This is a genomic window from Rhizobium sp. KDH_Rht_773_N, assembly GCF_052946295.1.
Genome location: NZ_CM129525.1, coordinates 2,260,001 through 2,276,012, shown reverse-complemented (window position 1 = coordinate 2,276,012; position 16,012 = coordinate 2,260,001). Strand labels below are relative to the sequence as shown.

18 protein-coding genes, 1 tRNA gene, 2 rRNA genes and 1 pseudogene are annotated in these 16,012 nt (G+C 58.0%); 9 read left to right on the top strand and 13 right to left on the bottom strand.

Annotated features, from left to right (window positions below):
- Positions 1–56 precede the first annotated feature (56 nt).
- The 4 genes and pseudogenes from ACU8HS_RS11410 to ACU8HS_RS11395 form a co-directional block, all read right to left on the bottom strand.
- Positions 57–316: pseudogene (locus ACU8HS_RS11410) on the bottom strand (DUF1488 domain-containing protein).
- Positions 317–368: 52 nt separating this feature from the next.
- On the bottom strand, positions 369–662 hold the full coding sequence (locus ACU8HS_RS11405) for a hypothetical protein (RefSeq protein WP_112759652.1): 294 nt from the start codon (positions 660–662) through the stop codon (positions 369–371).
- A 115-nt stretch (positions 663–777) separates the two neighbouring features.
- The gene (locus ACU8HS_RS11400) at positions 778–1,023 is read right to left on the bottom strand and encodes a hypothetical protein (protein ID WP_117196162.1); all 246 of its coding nucleotides are present in this window, start codon (positions 1,021–1,023) and stop codon (positions 778–780) included.
- Between the two features lie 66 nt (positions 1,024–1,089).
- Complete coding sequence (locus ACU8HS_RS11395) at positions 1,090–1,287, bottom strand: hypothetical protein (protein ID WP_112759655.1); 198 nt, start codon at positions 1,285–1,287, stop codon at positions 1,090–1,092.
- Positions 1,288–1,946: 659 nt separating this feature from the next.
- Between ACU8HS_RS11395 and ACU8HS_RS11390 the strand changes: the two genes are divergently transcribed.
- Positions 1,947–2,708, top strand: a complete 762-nt coding sequence (locus ACU8HS_RS11390) for a hypothetical protein (protein ID WP_117196163.1) — start codon at positions 1,947–1,949, stop codon at positions 2,706–2,708.
- Positions 2,709–2,747: 39 nt separating this feature from the next.
- Here ACU8HS_RS11390 and ACU8HS_RS11385 read toward each other — a convergent pair whose 3' ends face one another.
- Together ACU8HS_RS11385 and ACU8HS_RS11380 are read right to left on the bottom strand one after the other, a co-directional pair.
- Complete coding sequence (locus tag ACU8HS_RS11385; RefSeq protein WP_162895134.1) at positions 2,748–2,888, bottom strand: hypothetical protein; 141 nt, start codon at positions 2,886–2,888, stop codon at positions 2,748–2,750.
- A gap of 55 nt (positions 2,889–2,943) precedes the next feature.
- Positions 2,944–3,177: a hypothetical protein gene (locus ACU8HS_RS11380; protein WP_162895135.1), complete on the bottom strand. Its 234-nt coding sequence runs from the start codon at positions 3,175–3,177 to the stop codon at positions 2,944–2,946.
- A 680-nt stretch (positions 3,178–3,857) separates the two neighbouring features.
- Here ACU8HS_RS11380 and ACU8HS_RS11375 point away from each other — a divergent pair.
- The 3 genes from ACU8HS_RS11375 (at position 3,858) to ACU8HS_RS11365 (ending at position 5,174) form a co-directional block, all read left to right on the top strand.
- A complete protein-coding gene (locus ACU8HS_RS11375) occupies positions 3,858–4,067 on the top strand; it encodes a cold-shock protein (protein ID WP_117196165.1) in 210 nt (69 codons plus the stop codon).
- 427 nt (positions 4,068–4,494) lie between these two features.
- Complete coding sequence (locus ACU8HS_RS11370; RefSeq protein ID WP_162895136.1) at positions 4,495–4,797, top strand: hypothetical protein; 303 nt, start codon at positions 4,495–4,497, stop codon at positions 4,795–4,797.
- A 113-nt stretch (positions 4,798–4,910) separates the two neighbouring features.
- Positions 4,911–5,174 carry a DUF982 domain-containing protein gene (locus ACU8HS_RS11365; RefSeq protein WP_113451344.1) on the top strand — a complete coding sequence of 88 codons (264 nt, stop codon included), beginning with the start codon at positions 4,911–4,913 and terminating at the stop codon, positions 5,172–5,174.
- A gap of 143 nt (positions 5,175–5,317) precedes the next feature.
- On the opposite strand, the gene ACU8HS_RS11360 is transcribed toward ACU8HS_RS11365, so the two are convergent.
- Positions 5,318–5,509, bottom strand: coding sequence for a hypothetical protein (locus ACU8HS_RS11360; RefSeq protein ID WP_162703068.1), 192 nt, complete (start codon positions 5,507–5,509; stop codon positions 5,318–5,320).
- 343 nt (positions 5,510–5,852) lie between these two features.
- Here ACU8HS_RS11360 and ACU8HS_RS11355 point away from each other — a divergent pair, with 343 nt between their 5' ends.
- The 3 genes from ACU8HS_RS11355 to ACU8HS_RS11345 all read left to right on the top strand — a co-directional run bounded on the left by ACU8HS_RS11355 (position 5,853) and on the right by ACU8HS_RS11345 (position 6,983).
- Complete coding sequence (locus ACU8HS_RS11355) at positions 5,853–6,191, top strand: DUF982 domain-containing protein (protein WP_117196167.1); 339 nt, start codon at positions 5,853–5,855, stop codon at positions 6,189–6,191.
- Between the two features lie 20 nt (positions 6,192–6,211).
- Positions 6,212–6,427 (top strand): hypothetical protein, encoded by a 216-nt coding sequence (locus ACU8HS_RS11350; protein ID WP_117196168.1) that lies wholly within the window; start codon positions 6,212–6,214, stop codon positions 6,425–6,427.
- A gap of 352 nt (positions 6,428–6,779) precedes the next feature.
- Positions 6,780–6,983, top strand: coding sequence for a cold-shock protein (locus ACU8HS_RS11345; protein WP_117196169.1), 204 nt, complete (start codon positions 6,780–6,782; stop codon positions 6,981–6,983).
- A gap of 91 nt (positions 6,984–7,074) precedes the next feature.
- Here ACU8HS_RS11345 and ACU8HS_RS11340 read toward each other — a convergent pair whose 3' ends face one another.
- The 3 genes from ACU8HS_RS11340 to ACU8HS_RS11330 form a co-directional block, all read right to left on the bottom strand.
- Positions 7,075–8,124: a methyltransferase domain-containing protein gene (locus ACU8HS_RS11340; RefSeq protein WP_447014439.1), complete on the bottom strand. Its 1,050-nt coding sequence runs from the start codon at positions 8,122–8,124 to the stop codon at positions 7,075–7,077.
- A 157-nt stretch (positions 8,125–8,281) separates the two neighbouring features.
- On the bottom strand, positions 8,282–9,340 hold the full coding sequence (locus ACU8HS_RS11335; protein WP_117196171.1) for an alpha/beta fold hydrolase: 1,059 nt from the start codon (positions 9,338–9,340) through the stop codon (positions 8,282–8,284).
- A 330-nt stretch (positions 9,341–9,670) separates the two neighbouring features.
- Positions 9,671–10,570 carry a LysR family transcriptional regulator gene (locus ACU8HS_RS11330; RefSeq protein ID WP_447015899.1) on the bottom strand — a complete coding sequence of 300 codons (900 nt, stop codon included), beginning with the start codon at positions 10,568–10,570 and terminating at the stop codon, positions 9,671–9,673.
- 122 nt (positions 10,571–10,692) lie between these two features.
- Here ACU8HS_RS11330 and ACU8HS_RS11325 point away from each other — a divergent pair, with 122 nt between their 5' ends.
- Both ACU8HS_RS11325 and ACU8HS_RS11320 read left to right on the top strand, forming a co-directional pair.
- Positions 10,693–12,081, top strand: a complete 1,389-nt coding sequence (locus ACU8HS_RS11325) for an MFS transporter (RefSeq protein WP_447014438.1) — start codon at positions 10,693–10,695, stop codon at positions 12,079–12,081.
- A complete protein-coding gene (locus ACU8HS_RS11320; protein WP_117196174.1) occupies positions 12,050–12,484 on the top strand; it encodes a hypothetical protein in 435 nt (144 codons plus the stop codon). The genes ACU8HS_RS11325 and ACU8HS_RS11320 overlap by 32 nt, the downstream gene beginning before the upstream one ends.
- A 20-nt stretch (positions 12,485–12,504) precedes the next feature.
- On the opposite strand, the gene ACU8HS_RS11315 is transcribed toward ACU8HS_RS11320, so the two are convergent.
- The 3 genes from ACU8HS_RS11315 to ACU8HS_RS11305 form a co-directional block, all read right to left on the bottom strand.
- Positions 12,505–12,581, bottom strand: a tRNA-Met gene (locus ACU8HS_RS11315).
- A gap of 286 nt (positions 12,582–12,867) precedes the next feature.
- A 5S ribosomal RNA gene (rrf, locus tag ACU8HS_RS11310) occupies positions 12,868–12,982 on the bottom strand.
- A gap of 219 nt (positions 12,983–13,201) precedes the next feature.
- Positions 13,202–16,001 (bottom strand): 23S ribosomal RNA (locus ACU8HS_RS11305).
- Positions 16,002–16,012 lie beyond the last annotated feature (11 nt).

The window sequence follows — 16,012 nt, the reverse complement described above, 5'->3', positions numbered from 1 at the left end:
TGCTCCTGCCGATCGCTGGCAAGTGCCTCCTCGAGCGCGGCTTCGGAGGTCACAGGCTAGCTCAGATCCGCAGCCGTAAGCGTATAGGTCGTTCCGCGCTTGGGTGATAAAGTCTCGTCGCGGCTTCCTGAATATCGGGGCGAGCCGCATCGAAGGCCCTGAGATAATCCGTCTCCGACATGCCGGCCGGCGTCTTTGCAAGCGCCGCCACCTCCACGAAGAATCGAACCTCAAACATGCCGTCATAGCCGAGAAACCGCACCACCTGGCGCACGTCGTCGAAGCTGCGGCTCCTGTTCGGAAATAGAAGGGTCATGACGCTCCTCCGCTTTAAAAACTCGGAACGCCGGACCGGCGCTCTCGATAGGTTACTTGTTTTTCAGAAGCCACATCTTGCCGGCCATGGTGATACCGTGGGCGGCCTCTTGCGTCCCCCCGTCGGAATCGAGACTGCGCAGCAGCTCGAACCCCAGCAACGTGTCCAACGTCGCCGACGTCAGAAACCTGACCTTTTGCGGCCGTTCCCGAAACCGGTCGTTCTTTGCGTAGGTGACGGAGGCATCGCGATGTGTCCATTTATTTGCCTCCCGCGGAAACAGGTCGCCTTCCTTGGCGAGCTTCAGGCCCCTGATCTGGGCGGGTGTAAGCGTGATCGTATTCAATGTTCAGTCCTTGCATGGGTAGAAGATATGGAAAATTGTCGCCTATGGTCCTACCGCTGCGCTCGAAGGATCATGCAAACATAGCGGCCAGGCAGATCGCGTCGGCACCGCCGCCTCACGACTTCCGGCGCATCAGCGGATATGCCTCGGCTTCGTAGAGTTTGCGCATCTGCACGCCATCGAAACGCGCTTCCTCGACTTCGAGAACGGACCCTCGAAGGAGAGCGACCGGCATGTCCTCGATCGCGAAGCGAAGAGCTTCGGCGGCGGAATCGAACCTTTTGTAGCGGAGGCGGCTTTTCCTCTTGATCGTCTTGCATGGGTAAAGCCCCGCGCCGGCACTGTAGTCGAAAAACGCCATAAACCTGTTCCTTGTGATTGGAGGGATTGTCGAGGACAGTCGATCTTCACCGTCCCATCCTGCGTATCAGCGGAAGAACGAAGCCGGGGCGACCGTGCCCGCCACCCGTCTTTCGAGACGCTGCTGCATCTCAGCAAGTTTCATCTCCCGCTTCCGGAGAGCTTGCCTGCTGCGAAAATCTCGCAGCTTCGCGGCATCGGATCCGTTTTCGGGGCCTGAACGTTTGAACAGGCCTTCGGCGGCATGGCGGGTGATGTTGATCATGATGGCATCCTCAGTGTGGCTGCCGGACGAAAACATCCGGCACGAACCGCTCCAGCCAGTACGGCGGAGTTCGCAACGTTCGCAAAATCAGGGTTTGCCAAGCAACCGGCGCAGCCGGGAGGATCAGGTAGCCGAAAGGCTGAAAACGTGCAGTTTATATAACGTTGTAATGCGCCTCTTTCAAGGCGCTGCATGAATAGTCAAAGCCTTGCTTGCCAAAGGCAGAAATGAAGTCCAGGGTATTATGTCGGCTGCAACTGGTCAGGGCGCTGCCGCCTGAGGGACATATGCGCGCCCTAGCCCCGACAAGAGGAGGACGCGATGTCGTCCCGATCCTCACATGCCAGCTTCCTGCTTTATTTCCAGAAAATGCTCCTGAAGGCGAACTGCGAAAGCAAGCAAAATCCAGGAAATCGGAAGGGCCAGAAAGCCTTTCCCATGGTTCGCAAGAGACGGCGGCTTCATGGCCCATCACTTGTCGGTCCCGAGATATCACCGGCGCCCACTATCCCCGTGAAAGCTCCCGAGAAAAAGCCAAGGCTCTGGTAGTTTCGCAACTGTATCGTTCTTTCGTTCTTTCGCTCTTTCCTGCCTATCAGCGTTGTGTCTCGGCCTTCGGACCTCGAGATCACAGCCGCAGGCCTATTGGAGGCAAACTCATGCGTCAATCATCTTACAGGGCGCTGGCCCTGACGATAACCGTTCTCCTGCATTTTGCATCGGGGGCGTTCGGCCAGACCGCAAGGCCGGTGCCCGAAAATGCCCAGGCAAGCCGTTACGGCTCCGGCTGGGAATGCAATCGTGGCTTTCGAAGGCAGGATGACGCCTGCTTCGAGGTGAAACTTCCGGACAACGCGTTTCTGACGCACTCTTCCTATGGCAAGGGCTGGGATTGCCATTACGGCTTTCTTGAAAAGGGCGATCAATGCCTCACCGTCCAAATTCCGGCCAACGCATATCTCGACCCGTATTCCGGCGACCGCTGGAGATGCCCGCGTGGATACCGCCAAAGCAATGTGGGCTGCGACCTTATTAAAGTCCCGGAGAACGCGTTCCTGTCGGATAACACCCAAGGATCCGGTTGGGAATGCGAAAGAGGTTATCGCGCAACGCAACAGGCATGCCTCAAGCTCGAAGTCCCTGCTCATGCCTATCTGACAACCAGCGGAGACGAGTGGAGGTGCGATAGAGGCTTTGAGAAGAAGGATCAGGCGTGTATCGCCGTGCAGGTTCCGGAGAACGCTATCTTCGTCGACGCGCCCTACGGGCAGAAATGGAAATGCGACCGAGGCTTCGAAATGAAGACCGATGAATGCCTACAGATCAAGCTTCCCGAAAACGCGCATCTCAACTCGACGGGCAACGGCTGGGACTGTAATCGTCCGTACCAGCTCCGCGGTGATGTCTGCATGATGGATTGAAAACAGCGGAGGCGCTGTACCGGCGCCTCCTCGGCAAATTCATTTCTGTTTCTTCCTCAGGCCAACGCCGTTACCGGCAAGCTTGACCTGTGCCCCCAGGGCTGTAGTCACCGGGATCGCACTCTTGTCCTTCTTCGGTTTTCGAGCTTCCCGATTGCTGCGCATTTGGCCCTTGGCCATTCCTGCCTCTCCCGTGCGATGGTTTGTAGGGTTTGCTTTCCGGTAACAAGATGCATCAATTTTGCAGAGGCGGTGCTGTGTCCCTGCGCTCGCCCAATCCAGAACGCCCGGCTAGACAGGACAGCGTGATACCCGCTCCGGTGACACCAGCTTGAAAGCGGCTGATGGCAGCGTCCGCCCGCCGCGTGCGTTCATCGGCTTTTCCAAGTTCGATATTCTCCCGGTATCCCGATCCGCTAATCCGGACCAGATTACGAGCAGTGCTTTTTGGGTGGAGGATGGAAGACATGACGTCCTCCTTTCATTGGGGCCAGGGTATGGAAGCCCTGAAGCAGCAGCGCCCTCAAAATGGCTGCTGAAGTTTGCAGCATGCGCTCATGTCCGGGCAAAAGCAACGGATAAGCGCGGGCCTGGAACTCCAAGCGCAGGCTCCAGCGTCAAAAGGCGTCCCGCCAGTAATCGAATAAAAATTCGCAATTTCTAAAGCCGACGCCATATCGTCATGACAGAGAGGATATGCCAATGAGCAAGCTTCACGAATTTGCTGCGAGCTCCAATGGGGACAGGTGGTTCCTCGGCCGAGATAACGAGACCCATGAGGCGTTCGTTCTTCACCGGGGAAATGAGCCGTCCGGAGGTCATGAAACACGGACGGCCGCGCGGGCGTTTCTGAACATGAAGCCGTTCGGCCCGGAACGTGACGCCCTTATCGCAGTATTGGGCGCTGGTGATCGGGACGCAGAGACCCAGGATAGCTACACTTCATCGTCCCTCTGACGAAGGTAACGCCAAGCGATCGGCCCGCCTTCCTAGGGACACAGTTCAAACCTACCAATCAAAGTATCGAGATTGCTTGTCGAGCTTCGTTTTTGCGCATCGCGCACGAGCTGATCTTTCCTTTCAAAATCGATCCTTTCGAAGCCGGCATGCCGCCGGCGGCTGGCAGACAATATTGAAAGGACAATCGTCATGAACAATGGCATCGTAAAATTCTTCAATACCGCGAGAGGCTTCGGCTTCATTCAGCCCTCTGACGGCTCCAGAGATGTGTTCGTTCACATTTCCGCTGTCGAGCGATCTGGCATGACCAATCTCGTCGAAGGCCAGAAAGTCAGCTACGACCTTGTCGAGGACAAGCGTTCCGGCAAGGTAACCGCGGAAAACCTGCAGATGGCCTAAACCGGGGCCACTTCCGTCTTTGGCCGCGGCTGTGCTGGCAAGGATTGCCGCCCAAAACCCTGGCGATGGGTAACTTTACTCGAGGCACGACTGTGGCGACATATCTGGTCCAGACATATCTCGATGATACCGATCGCCCCGGCATCCCTGCTGGGACCATTCTCGAAGTAGAGGCAGACGATCCGTTTCATGCAGCGTCAAAGCTTCTCGGGCATTCCGTCGAGCCCAGTTCTCCGACTGGCCGGATAGCTGCCATGGTGAGCGAAGTCGTGCCTGCTGGTTTGGAACCACGATCTTTCGATTTCATTGACTGATCTACACCCGTGTACCGATTGCGGGCTCCCCGCACCTACATCCTCGGCCAGTTGGCTGAGCTAGTGTCCCCTCCTCGCGCACGACATATTTCCTCATTCAAAAGGAGAAAAGAATGGCAGATCGAGTGGTTGCTCCTCTCTCAGGAGAGTTCACCGTTCTGAACCTGGGTGCCGTAGTGGCAATGCTCGAGCCTGCATTGCAGACGGTTATCGAAAAGCTCGGTGCTGCCCAGGCGGACGAAAGCCCTTCCTGGTTCGATGAGCTTGAGAACGAACTTCTCCTGGGAGCAAAAAATACCATTTCCGAAGGTATCTCGATCGAAGCCGAAGCCGAAGGCCTCAAGCTTGGAGTTGATATGCTCCAGGCTACTCTGGACCGGTGCCGCGAGAATCTCGACCTTCATCGGAATGGCTAATCCATGGGTCACAGTTCGTCCGCAGGTGCAGGCCCTGCCAAGTGCGGATGCCCAATCAACTTCCCGGTGATAGGGCCGCGAAATTATCGTGACGCAACCGAAAAGGATGAGTTGTGGGTTCCGTGATCAAGGTCAGCTTCTCGATGGAGTGGCAGCTTCCTGTCTTCGTAGAGCGTGACGGACTGGAGGACAAAGCCATCTACGGTCCCGCCGAGGCTCTTAAATTCCTTCAAGAAAAATTCGAGCACCGGTCGGGTGGGCTTTACCGATTGGCTGTCGAATCCTGCCGTGCGGCTCTCACGCATAAGCAGGATCCGGATAAATCCCGAGCTTACTTTTTCGCCGCCTGTGGCGAACTTCGCATGAAGTCGAAGTGAACCGCGTCGCCGATGGCATCTGCGCCATCGGCTTTCCAATCAGGAATGCGGCATTTGGCGGTAAGCCGGCCTGCCGACGAAAAGCAGACCCCTCGGCATCTCATGACTATCGAAAACCTCGCCCCGATGAACGAGGGGGCCAATCAGTCATGCTCGCTGCGGCGAGCCGCATCTTTTGCATTAACAATGGTGCAGTACATTTCAGCCTGTTTTTCGGACAGGTCCACAAGAAACCATGTCGATGGTTTGGCGGGCAGGCCCGTGAAGACGTCATAGACGGTCCAGCTACGATCTATTTCCTCGCGAACGGCGTACCGCGCTGTCATATCCGCCATGCGATCCTCCTGAAGGATGGCAACGGCCGAAGCGGTCTTTGCGTTCATCGATCTTCGGAAATCTACCATGCAGGACATCGCGAGTCCTTTGCGTTCTTCACAACGGTTGCATGTTATACCCCCCTGATTTGATCAGCGACTCCACCCCCCAAGGGAATTACCGCCGTCGCTTCAGACTTTTGACCACGGATGTACTGGCACTGGTGGGTTAGCGATGATGAGGAAGGTCGGTGCGGTTTCGCCCCGGCCTTTTTTGTTGCCGTGTGGAATTATCACCGTCTTGAAGATGCAACATCGTCCTCCTAGATCATGGCCGTCAAATCGGATCGCGTAGGAGGCCGCAATGGCGAGTAATCTGTTTGACCGCCCTCTTTTCGTGAAAAGAAAGTGCTTTATTCAAGAAATTGAATGCCTGGATGACATCTTCGATTTCCTGGAGGACTGGCCGGAGGAAAAGCGGGATATCACCTGTGAGGCAATCCTGGAGGCATGCCGGGATGCCGTGGCCGGTCGGTTCCCACCGGATGCCGTCCGCGACAATTTCGAACGGTTCCTCAAAAAGAACGGCATGCTCGCGGAGATCGAGGACATCCGTTCCTCTGGCAACGCATCAGCGACCGCAACATCGGCGGAGTGCAGCGCTGGTGGCGATCCTGACATAATCGTGTCCGGACATCACTAGCCATCGGGTACCGAATTCGGATGCTTGAAAACCGCCTCCCTTCGGCGAAAGCCGTCGACAAAGCCGAGCTACAGATGCTTCAGCAGGTTTTTGACCAAATCTGCCAAAGCCGAGATATCGGCAAGAACACTGTGCGCGCGGAGTGGTTGGCCGCTGAGTTGATCAGCCTGTTTCAGCACGGCGTTCGCCATCCACGTCAATTGCTGGCGCTGCTCTCTGGCGAAGATTTTTCCTGACATTTGCCGGTAGGCGACATTTCTTATCCGCGGGCGTGGCATCGGGAAGAGATGCGGTATGTGCCGCGACCTCGCTGCTTGGGCAACCCGCGCGTCTCAAGCTTCTCATCTCCTGTTCACACGCAATCAGCGGATCGGCCCGATCGGCGCGTATTTCGATCGTCTCGACAAGACCCGCCAAGACGAGGAGATCGGGCGGCTCGGGCAGGAATCGCCAACAGGGGGGTCTTAACGCCGATGGTTTCCTGGAGGCGCCCTGCCTCAGCGCATTGTGCAAGCCATTGATAGCTCACCCAATGCGCTATAGGCTCCCAGCGCGGCACCGGCGCCGCGCAAGCGATCAGGAGCTTTTATGCCGACCGGAACTGTAAAGTTTTTCAACGAGGACAAAGGCTTTGGATTCATTACTCCCGAGAACGGAGGGGCGGATGTCTTCGTGCATGTCTCTGCTCTGCAGCGAGGCGGTTCTTTGCGAGAAGGACAAAAGGTAAGCTACGAACTCGGCCAGGACCGCAAGACCGGAAAGTCAAAAGCCGAAAACGTCAACGTGCTTTGATCTCGGCCCAGCGACACCCTTTATCCCAACAGCGATCATCAGATGAAGGAGCGCCCTCCCATTGCTGGACAGGGTGCGCCTTCACCTGTCGTCAGGTTGCTTCCAGCACCATGTTAAGCGGGGTCTGAGCCGCTCGCCGGACGCGTGTGAACCCGCCTGACCGGATCACCTCCGTCAATCGCTTCTCTCCTGCCTGAGCGCCAAGCGCGAGCCCCGTCTCCTGCGCCAGGGAGGTCGGAACGCAGATCATTGTCGAGGCGGAGTAGTAGAGCCGCCCGACCGGGTTGATGTTTTCCTCGAGCGTGTCCCCGGCCATCGGCTCGACCACCATCCACGTGCCGCCTTTTTTCAACGCCTTTCTGATGTGCGCCGCCGCGGCCTTGGGATCGCCCATGTCGTGCAGGCAGTCGAAGCAGGTGATCAGATCGAAGTCGCGTCCGTCGAAGTCCTGCGCCCGGCCCACTTCGAAATGCACGTTCGTCAGGCTGTGTGCCCGGGCGTGGGCGGTCGTGGCGGCGATCGAATCCGCATGGAAGTCGTAGCCGGTGAACCGGGAATTCGGGAACGCCTGCGCCATCAGGATCGTCGACAGTCCATGTCCGCACCCCACGTCGGCCACGGCCGCACCCGCCTTTAACCTGTCGACGACCCCATCGAGCGCAGGCAGCCAGTCCTGCACGAGGGCATTCACGTAGCCGGGCCGGAACAGTCGCGCCACGGCGCAGAACATGCAGCCGGCCTGATCCCCCCAGGCCACGCCCCGACCGGTCTTGAAGGCGGACTGCACCTTCGGCTGGTTTTCGACCATCGCGGCCGCCGTATCGAACGCGCCGACTAGGTTGACCGGGCTATCGGGTTCGGCAAACACGCAGGCCTGCTCGGGCGTGAGCGAGAACCGGCCATCCTCGTAATGCACGTAGCCCGAAGCCGCCTGCGCCGCCAGCCACTCGCGCACATAGCGCTTCGCGCATCCCGCGGCCTCGGCAAGCTCGTCGGCACTCGCCGGCCCGATCTCCCTGAGGGTCTTGTAAAGGTCAAGCGCGTCTCCGATCCGCACCAGCGGCACGCTGACCGCACCGCCGAGATCGCCGAGAATGCGGCCCACGAGTTCATTAAGCACCGTTTCGTTGAGTTGGGTCATGTCGAATTCCTCCTGATTCGCGGGTGGCTTCCTGCCCCCATCGGTTCCAGGATGAAACCCGTCGCGCCGGTGGGCATGAGGCGGTTGTCCCGCGCAGGTAGGGAATCAGGTCCAGCAGAAGGGGCAATTGTCCCGAAGGCGGCGTCGACGCAGCTCGCTACCCGGAAAGCGCCATGACGATCGCTTGCGAACGGTTGTGAACGCCGAGCTTGCTGAAAATCATCGACAGTTGGTTGCGCACGGTCTTCACGCTCTTGCCAAGGCGTTCGGCGATCGCGCGATTGTCGAGCCCCTCCGCCACGAGGTCGAGAAGTTCAGCCTCGGCCGGTGTCAGGCCGGCATCGCGAACTGAGCGCGATCGTACGGGTCGATCCCGTCCAAGAAAGGTTGCGAGTTCGGCATGGAAGACGGCCCAGGCCGGTTCGTCCGGCAAGAGCACATGGTTCTTGCTCTCGAGCGGGATGAAGCGTGCTCCGGGGATCGCAGCCGCGAGCTTGCAGCCTTGGTCGAACGGTACGCGCATATCGCCGCGGCTGTGCGCAACCAGCGTCGGGATCTGGAGTTTCGTCGCAAGTTCCAGCACATCGAGCCCCTGCATCTGCCAGAGCAGTTGCGCGGCAACGTCGGGTGCTGCCGTCACGCGCTCCAGATCGCCCCACCAGCGATGCTGTTCCGGTGTTCCGTCCGGAATGAAGAGGTTGGTGAAGAACCGGCAGAACGCCGGGTTGTCGCGGCCCCAGCCGATGCGGATGAGGTTGACGAGCGTCTCGGCCTCCAGGCGCTCGGCCTCGGTCTGCGCGCGTGTCCGCGCACCCTGGCCATAGGCATTCAGGAGCACCAGATGCGATACCCGTTCGGGATGCTTCAGCGCGTATGCAATAGCGAGGGCGCCGCCCTGCGAAAGACCGAGGAGAACGAAACGCGGTTCCTCGATCGAGGCCGCCACGGCATTCAGGTCCGCGTGCCACGCGTCAATGGAAAGATCCGCGACATGCCGGTCCGAAAGGCCGCAGCCGCGCGGATCGTAGCGGACAAACCGGTTGCCTGCCGAAAGCATCTGCAGCCAAGGCCGCCAGATCGGGCTTTCGACATCATGATCGACATGGCTGAGCCAGTGAGCCGCCCGCAGGATCACCTGTCCCTTCCCGCACGACGCAACGGCGATCCGGGTGCCGTCGGCAGAGGTGCAGAACCGTATGGTCTGGCTGAGTTTCATCGGCCAAGATTAGCGCATCGAGAGATTGCGCAACAGGTCCGTCCCGCGAGCTTCGTTTGGAGTAAATGTCTTCCGGGAAGCGATGCGGACCCAAACGGTTCGGAAAATTTCACTGCCTGTAGGCTGCAAGCGGAACTCGATTGTTCCGCCGAGACAAGCGTGGCATCTGAAGGTCTTGAAGAGAAACAAACGCTGGACACGGCGGTTGTCGTTACCGCCCAATGGCCTTATGCGCCGGTTGCGTTGAAAAACTCCTTGCTGCCTTGAACGAGATCGCTGATTCACTCCCGCGGAACACGGGCGAAGTATTTGCTTTGGCCCGCCACGCACTCAGTTCATGGACTTGAACGTCTCAAAGATCAGCGCCCTCAGCCAACGATGAACAGGATCCGCATCCATCCGCGGGTGCCACGCCTGTACGATGTCGAAACCCGGCACGGCGACCGGCAGGTCGAATGTCCTGATCTGGCTTGTCGCGGCGGATTTGCGATACGACTTCGGAATCGCGCCGATCAAATCGGATGCCGCCGTAACCGCGATCACCCCTGGAAAGCTTGGCACGATCAGTCTGACATCGCGGTAAACGCCGAGTTCCGAGAGCGCCCTGTCAACCGGACCGGCAAAATCCGCCTGCGGTGAAAAGACCACGTGCCCCCAGGCTGCATAGTTTTCGACCGTGATCTGTTTGGCATCGAAAATCGGGTGACCTGTCCTTGCGAGACCGACGTATCGGTCTTCGAAAAGGGTCTGGCAACGCAGTTCCCCGCTCTCCGACGGCAGGACGCCAATGTCCAGATCCACTGCCGCGTCTCTCAGGGATTGAACGTCCTTGTCCGATCTCGGCGCAAACCGAAGCCTTATCCCCGGTGCCGCGTTCGCCACGGCGGCGCTCAGGTCCGCGGCGAAGATAAGCACGAATGCCTCATTGGCACGGATGGTGAAATGGCGCCGCACGTCCCGGATATCGCCGGCCGACGGTGGGCTGAGCACGGTTTGCACGGCTTCCCTCAACGAATGCACGTCGGCGGCAATCGCCAGGGCATGCGGCGTCGCGACCATGCCGCGCCCGGCCGGCACAAGGATCGGATCGCCTAGCCTCGCCCTCAACCGCGATAGCGTCCGGCTCATGGCGGACGTGCTGAGGCCAAGCCGGCGCGCGGCAGCAGACACGCTTTTTTCCTGCAGCAACGCATCCAGCGCCACCAGGAGGTTGAGGTCGAGATCGGACATCATTCTCCTTTACTCAAGCATGGCGTCACACGCAACAGTCAGTTGATTCTCTTGCGTCTGGCGCGGGCATTCGGCAGGGACTAACTAGTCGGACATACGGCAAATGATTTGGGAGTTCCTCAATGTCCCTCACCTCCACCGCACCGATTTCAAAAGACGGCCTGGCATCGCCTCGACGGTACCTGGCCATCGCATTCATACTTTCAGCAGCCGTTCTCGTCGTCCTGGACGGAGCCATTGCCAACGTCGCCCTGCCGTCGATCGCGCTCTCGCTGCACGCGCAGGCGGACAGCACCGTATGGGTCGTCTCTGCCTATCAGCTGGCCGTGCTGGTCGCCCTTCTTCCCTGTGGCGCGCTGGGTGAAATCTACGGCGCGCGGCGGGTCTTCCTGATCGGCGTCGCGCTGTTCACCGCGGCTTCCGCGGCCTGCGCCTTCGCGGGCAATCTTCACGTCCTGATCCTGGCCCGTTTCGTGCAGGGCCTCGGCGCGGGCGCGATCATGGCGCTCGCCATGCTGAACCTGCGCTCGGCCTTGCCGCAGCACATGCTCGGTCCGATCATCGGCGTCAACGCCATGGTCATCGCCATTTCTTCCGCGACAGGCCCCGGCATTGCCGGCGCCATCCTTTCCGTCACGACCTGGCCCTCGCTGTTCGCGGTCAATATACCGCTCGGCGCCGTCGTTCTCATCGGCGGCGGCATACTGGGACAAGTCGAGGGCAAAAAGCGAAAGTTGAACGCGAAGGCCTTGCTGGCCAACACGCTGATGTTCATCCTGTTCTTCTGCGGCACGGACCAGATAGCCACCGCGCCGGTCAGCGGCGCGATCCTCGTCGCCGCCTCGGTCGCTTGCCTTTTCATCCTGCTGCGCCTGGAACGCCACAGCGACGCCCCGATCATTCCAACGGATCTCCTGGCGGCACCGGCATTCCGCGTGGCGGTCATGGCCTCGGTATCCTGCTTTTCAGGCCAGATGCTGAGCTACATCGCGTTACCCTTCTATCTTCAGCACACATTGCACATGACACCGGTTCTGGCCGGGCTCTACATGATGCCCTGGCCCATTGCGACCGCGATCATCGCACCGGTTTCGGGACGTTTGGCAAACCGCGTCAAGACCGCATGGCTTTGCGCCACAGGCGGGATGCTGCTGAGTGCCGGCCTCCTTGTTGCCGCTCTCAGCCCGCCCGATCCGAGAGGCATCGCATTTCTGGTCGGCACGGTGATCGCCGGCCTCGGATTCGGACTGTTCCAGACACCGAACAACCGAATTCTACTTCTCTCCGCACCGAAAGCGAGAAACGGCGCGGCAGGTGCGATGCAGGGCACCGCACGGCTTCTCGGCCAGACTTTGGGTGGAATCACGATGTCAATCATCTTCGCCACGCTGCCGCTCTCCGCCGCGCTCGAATTTGCGGTGGTCATCTCCGCCGGCTGCACGGCAATCGCCAGCCTGGTCAGCCTGAGCCGGGCACGCTATGAAGTGGTGGGACAACCCGGCCCGGCTTGAAGGAAGCCGCGCCGCAGTCGCCTGTGGGGGAAGGAGGACGTTCCCCTTTCCAGATTGCGAATTCGCAAGTTCCAATCAGCGGGGCTTCAACTTCCAATTGACCGGGAACAACAGTTCCGGATTCGAGGAAGGCAAGTTCGAAAGATTTGTAGAGCAGCGAATGGAGGGGGCCCTCCTCCACGATATCGCAGCGGCGATCAATCTCGATCTTCTCAGCATCGAGCAATGCCTTTCGTCACGGCATCCTGATGATTTCAAGGATTCATCCGGACTTTGGGCTCGCAGCAATTTAACATCGTCAGGCCGGAACGCTCTCAAAATCTTCCGCCGACACCTGTTTTGCACCCGGCGAATTTGGATTATCTTTCTTGATGGGGATTTAGCGATTGATCGCAGTTTCTAGCAGCGAGGCGTGCTGTAGCGTGGTTGCGGGGGCAGGATTTGAACCTGCGGCCTTCAGGTTATGAGCCTGACGAGCTACCGGGCTGCTCCACCCCGCGTTACCAGGTTTTTGCCGACTGGCAAAATACCGATTGCGCAAATCCCAAGGGGATTTGTCGCGGCTACGCAAAGCGTGTGCGCTTTGCGGATCTCATCCGAGCAAATTGCGACGCAATTTGTCTCGCGTTCATGAGGCATTATAAAGCAAAAGGCCGCTATGTGAGCGGCCCTTTGATCGGCTTTGGGCCGTAGAGTTTATGAAGAGAAGATTTTATCATTATTTCCGCATGTAGGGTTGCGAAGCTTGTTCAGCTTCGGGCACATGCGTTGAGTTGCGTTTAGCAGACCTGGCAGCGACCGACTCTCCCGCGTCTTAAGACGAAGTACCATAGGCGCTGGGGCGTTTCACGGCCGTGTTCGGAAAGGGAACGGGTGCAGCCACCCCGCCATAACCACCAGGTCAGCGAAGCGCAACTTGTGTGAGAAGCTGGTGATGTTTTCACATCTTTTTTGAACACGTCTTTACCTTCATGAGGGCGTCGGAGCAGAGCTCCGCAAGGCCAAGCGGCCGTCGCGCCTAGTGGCGCGGCCCGTCCGGAGCGAAGCGGCAGAGCCGCGACAGCGTCAGGACAGAAGGTCTGGCTCATCGAATTTCATTCGATGAGCATAGTCAATGAGAACGATCAAGCCAATCGAGCTATTAGTACCGGTAAGCTTCATGCGTTGCCGCACTTCCACACCCGGCCTATCAACGTGGTCGTCTTCCACGGCTCTGATAGGGAACACTCGTTTCCAGGTGGGTTTCCCGCTTAGATGCCTTCAGCGGTTATCCCGTCCATATATAGCTACCCTGCTATGCCCTTGGCAGGACAACAGGTCCACCAGAGATATGTCCATCCCGGTCCTCTCGTACTAGGGACAGATCCTGTCAATATTCCTACACCCACGGCAGATAGGGACCGAACTGTCTCACGACGTTCTGAACCCAGCTCACGTACCGCTTTAATTGGCGAACAGCCAAACCCTTGGGACCTGCTCCAGCCCCAGGATGCGATGAGCCGACATCGAGGTGCCAAACAACCCCGTCGATATGGACTCTTGGGGGTCATCAGCCTGTTATCCCCGGCGTACCTTTTATCCGTTGAGCGATGGCCCTTCCACGCGGGACCACCGGATCACTATGACCGACTTTCGTCTCTGCTCGACTTGTCAGTCTCGCAGTCAGGCGGGCTTATGCCATTGCACTCGACGAGCGATTTCCGACCGCTCTGAGCCCACCATCGCGCGCCTCCGTTACTCTTTCGGAGGCGACCGCCCCAGTCAAACTACCCACCATACACTGTCCCGGACCCGGATGACGGGCCGCGGTTAGACATCCATGACGATAAGGGTGGTATTTCAAGGATGGCTCCACAGAAACTGGCGTCCCTGCTTCAAAGCCTACCACCTATCCTACACATGCCGACACGAATGCCAGTGTAAAGCTATAGTAAAGGTGCACGGGGTCTTTCCGTCTGACCGCAGGAACCCCGCATCTTCACGGGGAATTCAATTTCACTGAGTCTGCGTTGGAGACAGCGGGGAAGTCGTTACGCCATTCGTGCAGGTCGGAACTTACCCGACAAGGAATTTCGCTACCTTAGGACCGTTATAGTTACGGCCGCCGTTTACTGGGGCTTCGATTCAAAGCTTGCACCTCTCCTCTTAACCTTCCAGCACCGGGCAGGCGTCAGACCCTATACGTCGTCTTGCGACTTCGCAGAGCCCTGTGTTTTTGATAAACAGTCGCTACCCCCTGGTCTGTGCCACCCCATCTTACTTGCGTAAAATGGGGTCACGCTTCTTCCGAAGTTACGCGTGCAATTTGCCGAGTTCCTTCAACGCAGTTCTCTCAAGCGCCTTGGTATACTCTACCTGACCACCAGTGTCGGTTTCGGGTACGGTCTATACGGTGGAGCTATTTCCTGGAACCGCTCCGCTGCCCTGATAATCCAATAAACCAGAACAACTTGTGCGATCCGTCACTTCCACCAGGCCCACGAATATTAACGTGGTTCCCATCGACTACGCGTGTCCGCCTCGTCTTAGGGGCCGGCTAACCCTGCTCAGATTAACTTTAAGCAGGAACCCTTGGTCTTTCGGCGAGAGGGTCTCTCACCCTCTTTATCGTTACTCATGTCAACATTCGCACTTCCGATACCTCCAGGACCCCTCACGGGTATCCCTTCATCAGCTTACGGAACGCTCCGCTACCACTCCTCTTGCGAGGAATCCTCAGCTTCGGTGCATGGCTTTAGCCCCGTTACATTTTCGGCGCAAAGACCCTTATTTAGACCAGTGAGCTGTTACGCTTTCTTTAAATGATGGCTGCTTCTAAGCCAACATCCTGGTTGTTTTGGGATCCTCACATCCTTTCCCACTTAGCCATGACTTGGGGACCTTAGCTGGAGGTTAGGGTTGTTGCCCTTTTCACGACGGACGTTAGCACCCGCCGTGTGTCTGCCTGGTAGTACTTCCCGGTATTCGGAGTTTGGTTAGGATCAGTAAGACGGTGAGTCCCCATAGCCCATCCAGTGCTCTACCCCCGGGAGTATTCGCCAGACGCTCTACCTAAATAGATTTCGCGGAGAACCAGCTATTTCCGAGTTTGATTGGCCTTTCACCCCTAGCCACAAGTCATCCCAATCTATTGCAACAGATGCGGGTTCGGTCCTCCAGTTGGTGTTACCCAACCTTCAACCTGCTCATGGCTAGATCACTCGGTTTCGGGTCTAATGCAACGAACTATATCGCCCTATTCAGACTCGCTTTCGCTTCGCCTACACCTACCGGCTTAAGCTTGCTCGTTACACTAAGTCGTTGACCCATTATACAAAAGGTACGCCGTCAGGGTTGCCCCCTCCGACTGTTTGTAGGCATCCGGTTTCAGGTACTCTTTCACTCCCCTTGTCGGGGTGCTTTTCACCTTTCCCTCACGGTACTTGTTCGCTATCGGTCATGCACGAGTACTTAGGCTTGGAGAGTGGTCTCCCCATGTTCAGACAGGATTTCTCGTGTCCCGCCCTACTCTAGGACATTAATGGTATCTACGCGTACGGGGCTGTCACCCGCTACGGCCACACTTTCCAGAGTGTTCCGCTTTAACCACCAATGCCACTGGCCTGGTCCGCGTTCGCTCGCCACTACTTGCGGAGTCTCGGTTGATGTCCTTTCCTGCAGGTACTTAGATGTTTCAGTTCCCTGCGTTCGCTTCTTACCCCTATCTATTCGAAGGTAAGATACCTTATCTCAATGCTTGGAAACCCAAGCCGACCTTGCAGTCAGTTTGGATTTTCCAAGCATTTAAGGTGGGTTGCCCCATTCGGAGATCCATGGATCAAAGCTCATTCGCAGCTCCCCACGGCTTATCGCAGCGTAACACGTCCTTCATCGCCTGTGCATGCCAAGGCATCCACCAAATGCCCTTACGACACTTAATCGTTCTCATTGC

Excerpts from the sequence above, each read along its gene's own strand:
- ACU8HS_RS11340 (WP_447014439.1), bottom strand. The coding sequence starts at position 8,124 with ATGACCCAACTCAACGAAACGGTGCTTAATGAACTCGTGGGCCGCATT.
- ACU8HS_RS11395 (WP_112759655.1), bottom strand. The coding sequence starts at position 1,287 with ATGATCAACATCACCCGCCATGCCGCCGAAGGCCTGTTCAAACGTTCA.
- ACU8HS_RS11385 (WP_162895134.1), bottom strand. The coding sequence starts at position 2,888 with ATGGCCAAGGGCCAAATGCGCAGCAATCGGGAAGCTCGAAAACCGAAG.
- ACU8HS_RS11390 (WP_117196163.1), top strand. The coding sequence starts at position 1,947 with ATGCGTCAATCATCTTACAGGGCGCTGGCCCTGACGATAACCGTTCTC.
- ACU8HS_RS11350 (WP_117196168.1), top strand. The coding sequence starts at position 6,212 with ATGCTTGAAAACCGCCTCCCTTCGGCGAAAGCCGTCGACAAAGCCGAG.
- ACU8HS_RS11360 (WP_162703068.1), bottom strand. The coding sequence starts at position 5,509 with ATGGCGGATATGACAGCGCGGTACGCCGTTCGCGAGGAAATAGATCGT.
- ACU8HS_RS11325 (WP_447014438.1), top strand. The coding sequence starts at position 10,693 with ATGTCCCTCACCTCCACCGCACCGATTTCAAAAGACGGCCTGGCATCG.
- ACU8HS_RS11355 (WP_117196167.1), top strand. The coding sequence starts at position 5,853 with ATGGCGAGTAATCTGTTTGACCGCCCTCTTTTCGTGAAAAGAAAGTGC.
- ACU8HS_RS11345 (WP_117196169.1), top strand. The coding sequence starts at position 6,780 with ATGCCGACCGGAACTGTAAAGTTTTTCAACGAGGACAAAGGCTTTGGA.
- ACU8HS_RS11380 (WP_162895135.1), bottom strand. The coding sequence starts at position 3,177 with ATGTCTTCCATCCTCCACCCAAAAAGCACTGCTCGTAATCTGGTCCGG.
- ACU8HS_RS11335 (WP_117196171.1), bottom strand. The coding sequence starts at position 9,340 with ATGAAACTCAGCCAGACCATACGGTTCTGCACCTCTGCCGACGGCACC.
- ACU8HS_RS11330 (WP_447015899.1), bottom strand. The coding sequence starts at position 10,570 with ATGTCCGATCTCGACCTCAACCTCCTGGTGGCGCTGGATGCGTTGCTG.
- ACU8HS_RS11400 (WP_117196162.1), bottom strand. The coding sequence starts at position 1,023 with ATGGCGTTTTTCGACTACAGTGCCGGCGCGGGGCTTTACCCATGCAAG.
- ACU8HS_RS11320 (WP_117196174.1), top strand. The coding sequence starts at position 12,050 with ATGAAGTGGTGGGACAACCCGGCCCGGCTTGAAGGAAGCCGCGCCGCA.
- ACU8HS_RS11370 (WP_162895136.1), top strand. The coding sequence starts at position 4,495 with ATGGCAGATCGAGTGGTTGCTCCTCTCTCAGGAGAGTTCACCGTTCTG.
- ACU8HS_RS11375 (WP_117196165.1), top strand. The coding sequence starts at position 3,858 with ATGAACAATGGCATCGTAAAATTCTTCAATACCGCGAGAGGCTTCGGC.